Source organism: Geodermatophilus sp. SMS 5-13 (genome assembly GCF_059428245.1).
In genome coordinates this window covers 258,395-271,216 of sequence record NZ_CP165729.1, presented here as the reverse complement: position 1 = coordinate 271,216, position 12,822 = coordinate 258,395, and the positions used below count along the sequence as shown (strand labels likewise).

Annotated in this window: 10 protein-coding genes and 1 pseudogene; 7 read left to right on the top strand and 4 right to left on the bottom strand. The window is 76.0% G+C overall.

All coding sequences use genetic code 11. The features are described 5' to 3' along the window. Positions 1-160: 160 nt before the first annotated feature. From AB3388_RS01290 to AB3388_RS01275, 4 genes are all read left to right on the top strand, one after another. Entirely contained in the window at positions 161-1,471 is a 1,311-nt protein-coding gene (locus AB3388_RS01290; protein WP_495408945.1) for an alpha-hydroxy-acid oxidizing protein, read from the top strand. Positions 1,472-1,778: 307 nt separating this feature from the next. Further along, positions 1,779-2,576: an alpha/beta fold hydrolase gene (locus tag AB3388_RS01285; protein ID WP_495408944.1), complete on the top strand. Its 798-nt coding sequence runs from the start codon at positions 1,779-1,781 to the stop codon at positions 2,574-2,576. A gap of 62 nt (positions 2,577-2,638) precedes the next feature. Next, positions 2,639-4,108: an NAD-dependent succinate-semialdehyde dehydrogenase gene (locus tag AB3388_RS01280; protein WP_495408943.1), complete on the top strand. Its 1,470-nt coding sequence runs from the start codon at positions 2,639-2,641 to the stop codon at positions 4,106-4,108. Between the two features lie 16 nt (positions 4,109-4,124). After that, on the top strand, positions 4,125-4,580 hold the full coding sequence (locus AB3388_RS01275; protein ID WP_495408942.1) for an Hsp20/alpha crystallin family protein: 456 nt from the start codon (positions 4,125-4,127) through the stop codon (positions 4,578-4,580). Between the two features lie 12 nt (positions 4,581-4,592). On the opposite strand, the gene AB3388_RS01270 is transcribed toward AB3388_RS01275, so the two are convergent. From AB3388_RS01270 to AB3388_RS01260, 3 genes are all read right to left on the bottom strand, one after another. After that, positions 4,593-4,964 carry a hypothetical protein gene (locus tag AB3388_RS01270; RefSeq protein WP_495411426.1) on the bottom strand — a complete coding sequence of 124 codons (372 nt, stop codon included), beginning with the start codon at positions 4,962-4,964 and terminating at the stop codon, positions 4,593-4,595. Between the two features lie 118 nt (positions 4,965-5,082). Continuing rightward, the gene (locus tag AB3388_RS01265; protein ID WP_495408941.1) at positions 5,083-7,299 is read right to left on the bottom strand and encodes an MMPL family transporter; all 2,217 of its coding nucleotides are present in this window, start codon (positions 7,297-7,299) and stop codon (positions 5,083-5,085) included. Between the two features lie 233 nt (positions 7,300-7,532). Then, positions 7,533-10,334, bottom strand: coding sequence for a helix-turn-helix transcriptional regulator (locus AB3388_RS01260; protein WP_495408940.1), 2,802 nt, complete (start codon positions 10,332-10,334; stop codon positions 7,533-7,535). Positions 10,335-10,398: 64 nt separating this feature from the next. On the opposite strand from AB3388_RS01260, the gene AB3388_RS01255 reads away from it, so the two are divergent. Then, positions 10,399-11,967, top strand: a complete 1,569-nt coding sequence (locus AB3388_RS01255) for an AMP-binding protein (RefSeq protein WP_495408939.1) — start codon at positions 10,399-10,401, stop codon at positions 11,965-11,967. A 59-nt stretch (positions 11,968-12,026) separates the two neighbouring features. Here the strand turns inward: AB3388_RS01255 and AB3388_RS01250 are convergent, their stop codons facing one another. Next, positions 12,027-12,221, bottom strand: a complete 195-nt coding sequence (locus AB3388_RS01250; RefSeq protein ID WP_495408938.1) for a DUF1059 domain-containing protein — start codon at positions 12,219-12,221, stop codon at positions 12,027-12,029. A gap of 53 nt (positions 12,222-12,274) precedes the next feature. Here AB3388_RS01250 and AB3388_RS01245 point away from each other — a divergent pair. Both AB3388_RS01245 and AB3388_RS01240 read left to right on the top strand, forming a co-directional pair. Beyond that, positions 12,275-12,346: pseudogene (locus AB3388_RS01245) on the top strand (TetR family transcriptional regulator); the annotation flags it as partial. A 15-nt stretch (positions 12,347-12,361) separates the two neighbouring features. Beyond that, the gene (locus AB3388_RS01240; protein WP_495411425.1) at positions 12,362-12,772 is read left to right on the top strand and encodes a TetR family transcriptional regulator C-terminal domain-containing protein; all 411 of its coding nucleotides are present in this window, start codon (positions 12,362-12,364) and stop codon (positions 12,770-12,772) included. Positions 12,773-12,822: the final 50 nt, after the last annotated feature.

Sequence of the window (12,822 nt, the reverse complement as noted above, 5' to 3'; positions counted from 1 at the left end):
TCCCTGCTGCGGGATCCCCCCTGAGCTGCCGGCCCGCCCATTGTGCACGGGTGTGACGGAACGTCGTCCGGCCGTCACGGTCCCCGTGGGCGTGTCGTGCGGCGTGTCGGCAGAAAGGGGGCCGGGAGCCCGCCGGGCCGGTGCTCACTACGGTGCCGCTGTGGACTCGGCAGCGGGCATGGGACGGCGGCGGCAGGACGCGATCTACCGCGCGGGCGTGTACGGACGGCGTCCGCGCGTGCCGACGACGGCGCGCGGCCTGCAGCGGCTGGCGAAGCGGAAGCTGAACCCGCGTGCCTACTCCTACGTCGCGGGCGGCGCCGGCGACGAGGCGACCCAGCGGGCCAACCGGGCGGCGTTCGACCGGTGGGCGATCGTGCCGCGGGTGCTGCGCGACTCCAGCGCCCGGGACACCTCGGTGGAGCTGTTCGGACGGCGGCTGCCCGCGCCGCTGCTGCTGGGGCCGGTGGGCGCGCTCGAGCTGGTCGACCGCGAGGCCGACCTCGCCGTCGCCCGGGCTGCCGCCGCGACCGGCGTGCCCATGGTCTTCTCCAACCAGGCGTCGGTGCCGATGGAGACCTGCGCCGCGGCCATGGGCGACGCGCCGCGCTGGTTCCAGCTCTACTGGTCGACGTCCGACGAGCTGGTGGAGAGCCTGCTGGCCCGCGCCGAGGCGGCCGGCTGCGACGCGGTCGCGGTCACCCTCGACACCACGATGCTCGGCTGGCGGCCGCGCGACCTGGACCTGGGCCACCTGCCGTTCGCGCTCGGCAAGGGCATCGCGCAGTACACCTCCGACCCGGTGTTCCGCCGGCTGGTCGAGCAGCGGGTCGCCGGCACGCCCGCGCCGGTCGACGCGGGCGCCTCCGCGGCGCGGGACCGCCAGCCGTTCCCGACGCCGTCCGCCGTCCGGGCGCTGGTGGGCATGGCGCGGGCCTGGCCGGGCCCGCTGCTGGACAACCTCCGCTCGCCGCTGCCGCGGGCCGCCGTCGAGACCTTCCTCGGCATCTACTCCCGGCCGTCGATCTCGTGGGCCGACCTGGCGTGGCTGCGCGCGCGGACGCGGCTGCCGATCGTGCTCAAGGGGATCCTGCACCCGGACGACGCCCGGCGGGCCGTGGACGAGGGCGTGGACGGCGTGGTCGTGAGCACGCACGGCGGCCGGCAGGTGGACCGCTCGATCGCCGCCCTGGACGCGCTGCCCGACGTCGTGGCCGCGGTCGACCACCAGGTGCCGGTGCTGATCGACAGCGGGATCCGCAGCGGGGCCGACGTCTTCACCGCCGTGGCGCTGGGCGCCCGCGCCGCGCTGCTCGGCCGGCCGTTCGCGTGGGGGCTGGCGCTGGCGGGCGAGGCCGGCGTCCGGCAGGTGATCGAGGACGTGCTCGGCGAGTTCGACCTGACCCTCGGCCTGACCGGCCACACCCGCGTCGACCAGCTCTCCCCCGCCGTCCTCCGCCGCGTCGGCTAGGGACTTTCCGCGCCGAAAGTCCCTCGTTCCTCCGGACTTTCGGCGCGGAAAGTCCGGCGACACGCCCGGGGCGATTGGACACGCCGACGGGGGTTGACCCGCGCGAGTGACGGCGCTCACAGTGTGTGTGGGCGGGGGTAGCCGGCAATGAGTGGCCACCGACTGCTCGGTGGACCGACCAACGCGGCCAGACCGTCAGGACCGGCCCCCCGCCCCTCATCCCACATCCCTCTAGCGACCGGGCGCTGTCACATCGGCGCCCGGTCGCGCGTCTTCCTGGCACCACCGCACATGGGAGGACGCCGTCATGACCGCACTCGCCTTCAGCCGGAGAGGATCCGGCGCGCCGCTGGTGCTCCTGCACGCCCTCGGCTCGTCCCGGGCCGCCTGGGACCCGGTCCTCCCGGCCCTCGCCGAGCACTGCGACGTCGTCGCGGTGGACCTGCCCGGCTTCGGCGACTCCCCGCCCCTGACCGGCGAGCCCAGCCCGCGAGCGCTCGCCGCCGCCGTCGCCGGGCTGCTCGACGACCTCGGCCTCGAGGTCCCGCACGTGGCCGGCAACTCGCTCGGCGGCTGGGTGGCCCTCGAGCTCGCGGCGCTGCGGCCGCTGGCCTCGGTGACCCTGCTGTCCCCGGCCGGGATGTGGCGCGGCGACACCCCGCTGTACTGCCGGGTCAGCCTGCGCGCCTCCCGCTGGATGTCCCTGCACGCCGGCCGGCTGCTCGAGCGCGCCGTCGAGTCCCGGGCGGGCCGCATCGCCGTCCTCGGGCAGACCCACGGCCGGCCCGCCCGCATGAGCCCGGCGCGGGCGAAGGGCGCGGTCCGGGCCCTCGCGACGGCGCCCGGGTTCGACGCCGCCTTCGCCGCGACCCTGCACCGGCACTACGCGGCGGGGGTGCCGTTGCGCGCGCCGGTGACCGTCGCCTTCGGCTCGCGGGACCGCCTGCTGATCCGCCGGGCGTACCGCCGGACCGACCAGCTCCCGCCGGGCACGCGGGTGGGGAACCTGCCGGGGTGCGGTCACGTCCCCATGGCCGACGACCCCGCCGCGGTGGCCGCGCTCGTGCTCGCCTCCGCCGGCCGGGACGTCGTCCCCACCGGCTGATCGCGCTGCACCGGTCCGGCGGGCAGGCGCAGGATGGGGGCACCCCAGCGGAGGAGGTCACCATGGCCGATCTGTACGCCGACATCCCGGGCCTGACCCGCCCCGTCCCGACCGGCCTCTACATCGGAGGCGAGTGGCGCCCGGCCGCCGGCGGCGCGACGTTCGCGGTGCACGACCCCGCCGATGCGTCGTCCTTGGCGCGGGTCGCCGACGCGACGCCCGACGACACCGCCGCCGCCATGGACGCGGCCTACGCCGTGCTGCCGGAGTGGGCGGCGACCCCGCCGCGCCAGCGCTCGGAGATCCTGCGCCGCGCGTTCGAGGCGATGCACGACCGCGCGGACGACATCGCGCTGCTCATGGTCCGCGAGAACGGCAAGGCGCTGCCCGACGCCAAGGCCGAGCTGACCTACGCAGCGGAGTTCTTCCGGTGGTTCTCCGAGGAAGCCGTGCGCATCGACGGCGACTACCGGATCGCGCCGGCCGGCGGCACGCGCACCGTCGTCACCCGGCAACCGGTCGGCGTCTGCCTGCTGATCACGCCGTGGAACTTCCCCGCGGCGATGCTCACCCGCAAGCTGGGCCCCGCGCTGGCCGCCGGCTGCACGTCGCTGGTCAAGCCGGCCGCCGAGACCCCGCTGACCGCGCTGCTGCTGGCCGAGCTGCTCGCCGAGGCGGGCGTGCCGGACGGCGTGGTGAACCTGCTGCCCACCAGCAAGGCCAGCGACGTCAGCAAGGGCGCGATGGCCGACCCACGGCTGCGGAAGATCAGCTTCACCGGATCGACCGAGGTCGGCAGGGTCCTGCTCAAGCAGGCCGCCGATCAGGTGCTGGTCAGCTCGATGGAGCTGGGCGGGAACGCGCCGTTCATCGTCTGCGCCGACGCCGACCTCGACGCGGCCGTGGCCGGCGCGATGCTGGCCAAGCTGCGCAACGGCGGCGAGGCGTGCACCGCGGCCAACCGGTTCTACGTCGAGGCGCCGGTCGCCGAGGAGTTCGGCCGCAAGCTGGCCGAGAAGATGGGCGCGGTCAAGGTCGGCCGCGGCGACGAGGACGGCGTCGGCCTCGGCCCGCTGGTCAACGAGGACACCGTCGAGAAGGTCGAGCGGATCGTCCGCGAGACCGTCGGCGCCGGCGCCCGCACCGTGATCGGCGGCGAACGGCCGGACGGGCCGGGGTACTTCTACCCGCCGACCGTGCTGCTCGACGTCCCCGCCGGTTCGGCCGCGACCGAGGAGGAGATCTTCGGGCCGGTCGCGCCGATCGTGACGTTCGAGTCCGACGACGAGGTGCTGGCGAACGCCAACGGCACCGAGTACGGCCTGGTCGCCTACGTCTACACCGGCGACCTCGCCCGCGGCCTGCGGCTGTCGGAGGCGCTCGAGTTCGGCATGGTCGGCGTCAACCGCGGCGTGGTCAGCGACCCGGCGGCGCCGTTCGGCGGCGTGAAGCAGAGCGGCATCGGCCGCGAGGGCGGCCACGAGGGCATCGCCGAGTACCTGCAGACGAAGTACGTCTCCTTCCCGCTCTGACGAGAGGAGCGGTCGCATGACCGAGCAACGCCGCAGGAGCGAGTGGCCGCCGCCGTTCGGCCGGCTCGACCGCATGTTCGAGGAGTGGTTCCGGACCCTGCCGACGCGGCGCCCGGAGTGGCCCGGGCACGGGGAGGACCTGATCCGGGTCGACGAGTACCGCGACGGCGACACCCTCGTCGTCCGCGCCGAGCTGCCCGGCATCGACCCCGACCGGGACGTCGAGATCACCGCCGGCGACGGGATGCTGCGGATCAGCGCGGAGCGGCGGGCCGAGGAGGACAGCGCCGACCGGCAGTACTCCCGCCGCGAGCTGCGCCACGGCACGCTCACCCGCTCGCTGCCGATCCCGGAGGGCGCCACCGAGGGCGACATCTCGGCGTCCTACCGGGACGGCATCCTCGAGGTCCGGATCCCCGTGGCCGAGCCGCCGCCGTCCGAGCCGACCCGGATCAACGTCAGCCGCGGGTGACCCGGGCCGCCGTCACCGCAGGGCCAGCACCAGGCACACGACGGCCAGGACCAGCGCCACGGGCGTCATCACCAGGCGCTCGGGGCGGCTGCGCGAGGCCGCGTTCATGGCGATGCCGACCGCGAAGTAGGCCGTCAGCACCCAGATGGCGACGTCGGCCAGGCCGTCGGGCAGGACGGCGACAGCGCCGGCCGCCTGCAGGATGAGGACGGCGAAGAGCCCGTACAGCGCGATGGCGACCGCGCTGCCGATCCGCAGGCCCGTCGGCAGGACGGCGTACTGCCCGCCCCAGGCGAACCGGCCCAGCGGCGCCCCGGCGACGAGGAGCAACTGGAGGACGGCGAGGGCGCCGAGCAGCGCGGCGCCCGCGAGGGCGGCAACCATGATCACACCCGCACGGTAGTGGGCCGGTCACGATCAGCTGAGCTGATCCCACGGCGTCCTGGCTCACGGTGCACCGTGAGCCAGGACGCGTTGCGGTGAGCTCAGCTGATCGTGGCCGTCAGTCCCGGGTGAGGACCAGCGGCTCGTCCACACGCGGCCGGGGGACCTCCACCGAGGGCGCCGGCACCGGCTCGTGAGACAGCCTCGGCAGCCAGTTCAGCCACCGCGGCAGGTACCAGTTGCGGTCGCCGAGCAGCTGCATGACCGCCGGCAGCAGCAGCGCACGGACGACGGTGGCGTCCAGCAGCACCGCGACGGCCAGCCCCAGCCCGATCTGCTTCATGTTGGTCGTCGACAGCGTCACGAAGGTCGCGAAGACGAACACCATGATGATCGCCGCGCTGGTCACCACCCCGGCCGACGAGGTGATGCCGTTGGCGATCGCCGCGCGGGTGGACAGACCGCGGTCGTAGCCCTCGCGGATCCGGCTGAGGATGAAGACGTGGTAGTCCATCGACAGCCCGAAGAGGATCACGAACAGGAACAGCGGCACCCAGGTCACGATCGCGCCGGTGGAGTCCAGTCCGATCAGTGAGCCGCCCCAGCCGTGCTGGAACACCAGCACCAGCGTGCCGTAGGCGGCCGCGACGGAGAGCAGGTTGAGCACGATCGCGGTCACCGCGACCACGACCGAGCGGAACGAGACCAGCAGCAGCCCGAACGCCAGCACCAGCACGAAGGCGAACACCCACGGCGTCCGCTCGGCGATCAGGTCGCGGAAGGCCACCGACCCGGCGGTGTCGCCGGTGACGACGGCGGTGGCGCCCTCCACCCGGCCGACTGTGTCGGCGGCGATGGCCTCCAGCTCGTGCAGCGCGTCCACCGACGCCCGCTCCTCGCCGTCCCCGGCCAGGGGCACCGACACCGCCGCGACCTCGCCGTCCCTGCTGGTCTGCACGCCGATCGGCTCGTTCATCCGGCCTGACTCCAGCGCCCGGGCGCGCAGCTCGCCGATGGCGGCCTGCACCTCGGGCGCGGCGACGTCCGGCGCCTCGACGACCACCTCGGCCGGCGACGAGCCGCCCGGGAACGCCGCGCCGATCCGGTGGTAGGTCTGGATCACCGGCAGGTCCTGCGGCAGGTCGCGGATGCCCTCGTTGCGCAGCTGCAGGCCCGCCGTCGGGACGGCGAGGGCGACCAGCGCGCCGCCGGCGACCACGGCCGCGACCACCGGCCGGCGCAGCACCGCGCCGAGCACGACCGACCAGAACCGCGACGGCCCGGCGGTGCGGCGGTGCAGCACCGGGATGCGGCCCTTCTCGATCCGGTCGCCGAGCCAGCTCATCAGCGCCGGCAGCACGGTCAGCGACCCGAGGACCGAGGTGGCGACGACGAGGATCGTGGCCACGCCGATCCCGGTGAAGATCGCCGAGCCGGTGAGGAAGACCCCGGCCATGGCGACCATGACGGTCAGGCCCGAGATCAGCACCGACCGGCCGGACGTCGCCGCGGCGATGTCCAACGCGTCGACCGGACCGGCGCCGCGGGCCCGCTCCTCGCGCTCGCGCTTGAGGTAGAAGAGCGAGTAGTCGACCCCGACGGCGAGCCCGATCAGCAGCATGACCGTCTGCGCGGTGGCGTTGACGTGCCAGATCTGGCTGGCGACGGTCAGCAGCCCCAGCGCCCCGACGAACGCGGTCAGCGCGAATGCCAGCGGCAGCAGGGCGGCGACGATCGCGCCGAAGGTCAGCAGCAGGACGGCGAGGGTGATCGGGATCGCCAGGTACTCGGCGCGCTGGAAGTCGGCGTCCAGCGCCTCGTTCAGGGCCGCGTCGGCGCTGGTGCCGCCGAACTCCTCCACCCGGACGTCGGGGTGCCGGTCGGCGACCGCGCTCACCGCGTCCTGGATCGGGCCGATCTTCGTGTCGGCGTCCTCGGGGTCGCCGGCGATGTCGAAGGTGACCAGCGCGGACCGGCCGTCCTCGGACACCAGCGGCGCGCCGGAGAGCGGGCTGGCCACGTCGGTCACGTCCGCGGTCCGGCCGAGCGTGTCGACGACGTCGGTCAGCGCCGCGGTCGCCGCCGACTCGGGGACGCCGTCCGCCCGCTGGACGAGGACCATCTCCGACGCCGGCTCCTCCCAGCCGTGCGCGTCGAGGATCCGCTGCGCCTGCGCGGTCGGGCCGATCTCGGACTCCGCCCGCGTCAGCTCGGCCCGCGGGATCAGGCTGCCGAGGGTGATGGCCAGGGCGACGAACGCCAGCCAGCCGAGCACCGCCGTCCGCCGGTGCCGCGCGCTCCACCGCCCCATGCGCGCCGCCAGATTCTGTTGCACGTCCTTGCCTCCCCTGTCTCCTGCGGTTTCGCCGCGTCGAATCTGCCGTCGGGCGGGGCGCGCGCCCATCCCGCCACCTGGCCGGTCGGCGGTCGGGCCAGCCCGAACACCGCCGCGGGGAAGCCTGGCGGCGGGGCACCCCGGCCGGCCATCGGGGAAGGCCCCCATCCGCCCCTGGAACCGCGCGCACGGCGAGCTCCGGGTACGTCCTGAGGCGGAGGAGGAGGGCCGGCTCAGGTGAGGACGGCGGGCAGCTCGGTGCGGGAGGTGATGCCGAGCTTGCGGTAGGCGCCGGAGAGGTGGACCTCGACGGTCTTGGTCGTGACGAAAAGCGCCTGGGCGATGTCGCGGTTGCTCATCCCCTCGGCGGCGAGCCGGGCCACCCGCCGCTCGCTGGGCGAGAGCGCCTCCAGCCCCGTGCGCCGGGGTGTGCGCGGCCGGGCTCCCGCGGCGGCGAGCTCCTCCACCGCCTGCCGCACCAGCGCGGTCGCGCCGCACCGCGCGGCGACGTCGAGCCCTGCGCGCAGCGGCTCCCGGGCGTCGGTCCGCCGGTTGGCCCGCCGGAGCGCCGCGCCGAGCTCCACCAGCGCCCGCGCGTGCTCGACCCGCGCGGCGGTGGCGCCGAGCGCCTCGACGGCCCGGCGCAGCGCGTCCAGGTCGTCGGTGAGCAGACCCAGCGTGCGCAGCGCGACCCCCGTCTCCACCGGAGCGGCGTACCGCCGGGCCGCGGCCACCGCCTCGCTCGCCCGCTCCCGCGCCTCGGCCTCGCGCCCGAGCGCGTGCAGGGCCAGCGCGGACTCGGTCCGCCACGGCAGCCACCCGGGGTGCCGCCAGCCCCGGTCGTGCAGGCGGGCGCCGACGTCCTCGAGCAGCTCGAGCGCCTCGGCCGGCCGCCCCTGGGCCCGTCGTACGCAGCCCACGGCCGTGAGCAGGGCGACGTGGTGGACCGGCCGGGAGAGCGCGTCGACCTCCGCGCCGGCGGCGTCGAGCTCACCGCGCTCCACCAGCAGCGGCAGCAGGAAGCTCAGCATCAGCCGCTGCGGGTAGGCGACGGCGGCGCCCCGGGCCATCTCCAGCGAGAACCGGATGTCGGCCTCGGCCTCGAGCAGATCGCCCCGGCGGCGGGTCACCTCGGCGCGGGCGCCCAGGGCGGCACCGAGCTCGACCGGCGCACCCCGGCGGCGGGCGTCGGCGACGGCGGCGTCCGCGGCCGCGCAGGCGTCCGCCAGCTCCCCGGCGGCCGCGAGCACGGGGTTCACCTGGTAGAGCACGCCGACGACGAAGGCCGCGCGGTCCGGCCGGAGGACGCCGCGCAGAGCGGCCCTGGCCTGGTCGACCGCCTCCCCGACGCCCCCCGGGTCCTGCAGCCGCTCGACCGCGGAGGCCGCGAGCAGCGTGCACCCGGCAACGGTGTCGGCGCGGGCATCCGGCCGCAGCCGCTCCAGCCGGCGCAACGCGTCGTCGCGCAGCTCCGGCCGCGTCCGGGCGACGCCGACGTACTCGGCCTCCAGCCGTTGCCGCACCTCGGGGTCGAGGTCGGGAGCGCGATCCGCCTCGAGAACCGCCGCGCGGAGCACCCCCAGCGCCCGGGGCAGCTCCCACGCCGACTCCAGGCCGCGGGCCAGACGCAGCGCCACCCGGGCACGCGCCGTCGCCCCGGTGGTGACCGCCAGCGCGTCCGCCAGCCGGTCCAGCCCGCCGGCCGGTCCCTGGAGCGTCTCGGCGTCCCCGAGCTCGAAGAGCACCTCGGGCCGGATCGCCGGGTCCGGCGGCTCGGCCATGGCCCGCCGCAGGTAGCCGACCGCCGGGTCCGGCGCACCCTTGGCCATCGCCTCGCGCGCGGCCGTGCGCAGCCGGCGGACGGCGTCGGGATCGCGCAGCGGCTCGACCTCCAGCAGGTGGGCTGCGACCGCCTCGGCCGGGGCGCCGTCGGTGGCCAGCTCGCGGGCCGCGGCCCGGTGGGCGCGGTGCCGCTCGCCCGCCGTCATGTGGTCGGCGACCGCCTGCGCGACGAGCGGGTGCACGAACGCCGGCCCCGGCACCGCGAGCTCGGCCGCGACCAGCCGGTCGACGCCGTGCGCCGCGGCCTCCGGGTCCAGCCCCGCCACCGCCGCCAGGTGCCGCAGCCGGGCGCCCTCGCCCAGCACCGCCAGCGCGCGGGCGACCGCGACCGCCTCGCCCGGCAGGTGGCGCAGCCGGGGCAGGACGAACGCGCTGACGATGGACGGCGCCCGCTCGCACACCGCCGCGACGTGCTCCTCCGTCGGCGCCACCCCGGCCTCGGCCAGCGAGCGGGCCAGCGCGTCGAGCAGCAGCGGGTTGCCGGCGGTCACCTCGGCGCAGGCGGTGACGAACCCGTCCTGCCCCTCGGCGCCGAACACCCGGCGCAGGACCACCGCGATCGCCGCCGGCGACAGCGGACCGGGCCGGACCACCACCGCCCCCGGCTCGGCCGCCAGGTCGTCCAGCAGCTCCCCGGGCCGGCTGCCCGGCTCGGACGGACGGGCGGTCACGGCGAGCAGGACGCGCAGGTCCTGGATCCGATGGGCCAGGTGCCGCAGCGCCCGCAGCGACGGCTCGTCGGCCTCGTGCGCGTCGTCGACGGCGAGCAGCACCGGCGTCCGCTCGGCCAGCCCGGCCACGAACCAGTAGACGCCGTGCAGCACGGAGAAGGACGCCGGCGGCGCCTCGCCGGCGTCGAGCACGGGGGCGGCCAGCCGCGCGGCGCCGTCCAGCAGCGCCGTCCGGTCCACCGTGGAGGCCGAGCGCAGCACCGGCTCCAGCAGGGCGCGCACCACCCCGAAGGCGAACTCCCGCTCCAGCGGGCTGGCCCGGGCGGCGAGCACCCGGAACCCGCGGTCGGCGGCCGCCGCGCGGGCGACGTCGAGCAGCCGCGTCTTGCCGATCCCGGCCGGCCCCTCGACCACGAGCACCCCGCCGCAGCCGGTCGCGGCGCCGTCGAGGGCGGCCACGATCGCCTCGACCTCCGCCTCCCGCTCCAGCAGCGGGTCGGCATGCGGAACCGTGCGGGTCATGGACCGCAAACGTTAGGGACGTCCCCCGAGGCGCGACAGGCCCTCCGGCGCGTGGGATCGGGGCATGACCCAGACGATCATCCCCAGCCCCGTCCCGCCGGTCGCCGTCCCGGACGTCGACCTGCCGGCGTTCCTGCTCGGCGGCGCGGCCGCGCGCGGCGACCGGCCTGCCTACGTCGACGGCCCGACCGGCCGGTCGGTCTCCTACGCCGCCCTCGAGCGCCTGGTCCGCCGGTTCGCCGGCGCGCTCGCCGCCCGCGGCTTCCGGCCCGGCGACGTCCTGGCGATCCTGGCCCCGAACCTGCCGGAGTGGCCGGTCGCCGCGCTCGGCGCCCAGCTGGCCGGCGGCGCGGTCACGCCGGTCAATCCGCTCTGGACGGCGGAGGAGATCGCCTACCAGCTGCGCGACGCGGGGGCGCGCACGGTGCTCACCGTCGGACCGTTCGCCGAGAAGGCCCGCGCGGCCGGCGCGACCGACGTCGTCATCACCGGGGAGGCCCCGGACGGGACGACGTCCTTCGCGGAGCTGCTGGCCGCCGACGCCCCGTGCCCCGCGGTGCGGGTGGCCCCCGCCACCCACGTGGCGCTGCTGCCCTACTCGTCCGGCACCACCGGCCTGCCGAAAGGGGTGCGGCTGACCCACCGCAACCTGGTCGCCAACACGTGCCAGGGATCGGCGCTCCTGCCGGTGCGGGACGGCGACGTGCTCATCGGCGTCCTGCCGTTCTTCCACGTCGCCGGCTTCTTCTGCCAGATCGGGCTGACGCTGTCCGGCGGCGGGACCGTGGTGACCGTGCCGAGGTTCGACCTCGAGGCGGCCCTGCAGCTGGTCGAACGGCACCGGGCGACCGTCCTGCCGGGCGCACCCCCGGTGGTACTGGCGCTGGCCCGATCCCCGCTGGTCGACCGGTACGACCTGTCCTCGCTGCAGCTGGTGGTCAGCGGCTCGGCACCGCTGTCCGCGGAGCTGGAGCGGGAGGCCGCGCGCCGGCTCGGGCGCCCGGTGGTGCAGGCGTACGGGCTGACCGAGATCAGCACGGTCGCGTCGATCTGCCGCCGCGACGGCCGCGGCCACACCCCCGGCGCGGTGGGCACGCTCGTGCCGGACACCGAGGCGCGGATCGTCGACCCGGCCACCGGCGCCGACCTCGGGCCGGGCAGCACCGGCGAGCTGTGGTTCCGCGGGCCACAGGTGATGGCCGGCTACCTGGGCAACCCGGCCGCGACGGCGACGGCGATCGACGCCGGCGGCTGGTTCCGCTCCGGCGACCTGGGCACGGTCACCGAGGACGGCGAGGTGGTGGTCGTCGACCGGGTCAAGGAGCTGATCAAGGTCAGCGGCTTCCAGGTGGCGCCGGCCGAGCTCGAGGCGCTGCTCGTCACGCACCCCGCCGTCCTCGATGCGGCGGTCATCGGCCGCCCGGACGCGCGGACCGGTGAGCGGCCGATGGCGTTCGTCGTCCCGCGCGGCGCCCTGGACCCGGCCGAGCTGATCGAGTGGGCCGCCGTCCGCACCGCGAGCTACAAGCGGCTGGCCGACGTGGAGGTCGTCGAGGCGGTGCCGCGGTCACCGGCGGGCAAGATCCTGCGCCGCGTCCTCCGCGACGGCGCGACCGCCGCCGTGCCCGCCTGAGGCGCGCTTTGTCGCGATCAAGTACGCGTACTTGATCGCGACAAAGCGCCGGGGGCGGGTCAGGCCAGGGCGGGCTCGGCGTCGGTGAGGCCGGCCCGGACCTGCTCGCGGAGCTCCGGGGTGTTCTCGTGCCCGTGCTTGTCGACGGCGTGCATCACGGCGGCGTCGAGGACCTCTTCCTCCTCGCCGGCGATCGTGAGGGTGCAGCCGATCTCGCTCGGCATGGTGCGGCAGTCGACCATCTTGCGGGTCATGGCAGTGCCTTTCGAGGAGGGCCTTCGAGGAGGGCCGCCGCTCAGCGGCGGGTGTTCAGGCTGCGGCCGAAGAGCTGGGCATCACCCGCGCTGCGCTGCACTACCACTTCAAGGGCAAGGCCGAGCTCGGCCAGGCGCTCATCGAGCGCTACGCCGCCCGCTTCGCCGCGGCCCTGGCCGAGCTGGACACGACCGCTCCGCACGCCGCGGCGAAGCTGCGCGGCTACGCCGACCTCTACCTCGACGTGCTCAGCCGCGACCGCATGTGCCTGTGCGGCATGCTCGCCGCCGAGTACCGGACGCTGCCCGAGCCGCTGCAGGCCGCGGTGTCGGGCTTCTTCGCGCACAACACCGGCTGGCTGCGCGAGGTGCTCGAGCAGGGCGGCACCGATGGCAGCCTGCGCCTGGCCGGCAGCCCGGACGACGTCGCGGCGATGGTCCTCGGCGGGCTGGAGGGCGCGATGCTGATCACCCGCCTGGACGGCGACGTCGCCCGCTTCGCCGCCGCGGCCGACCGCCTGCTCGACGGCCTCGCCGCCGCCCCCGCGTGACGTAGGCGCTCCGGCGCGAGAGGCTCGGGCCAGCCGTGCAGTCGGCCGAC

Bases quoted from the DNA above. Each gene is read 5' to 3' on its own strand.
- AB3388_RS01285 (WP_495408944.1), top strand. From the start codon at position 1,779: ATGACCGCACTCGCCTTCAGCCGGAGAGGATCCGGCGCGCCGCTGGTG.
- AB3388_RS01280 (WP_495408943.1), top strand. From the start codon at position 2,639: ATGGCCGATCTGTACGCCGACATCCCGGGCCTGACCCGCCCCGTCCCG.
- AB3388_RS01275 (WP_495408942.1), top strand. From the start codon at position 4,125: ATGACCGAGCAACGCCGCAGGAGCGAGTGGCCGCCGCCGTTCGGCCGG.
- AB3388_RS01270 (WP_495411426.1), bottom strand. From the start codon at position 4,964: ATGGTTGCCGCCCTCGCGGGCGCCGCGCTGCTCGGCGCCCTCGCCGTC.
- AB3388_RS01260 (WP_495408940.1), bottom strand. From the start codon at position 10,334: ATGACCCGCACGGTTCCGCATGCCGACCCGCTGCTGGAGCGGGAGGCG.
- AB3388_RS01255 (WP_495408939.1), top strand. From the start codon at position 10,399: ATGACCCAGACGATCATCCCCAGCCCCGTCCCGCCGGTCGCCGTCCCG.
- AB3388_RS01250 (WP_495408938.1), bottom strand. From the start codon at position 12,221: ATGACCCGCAAGATGGTCGACTGCCGCACCATGCCGAGCGAGATCGGC.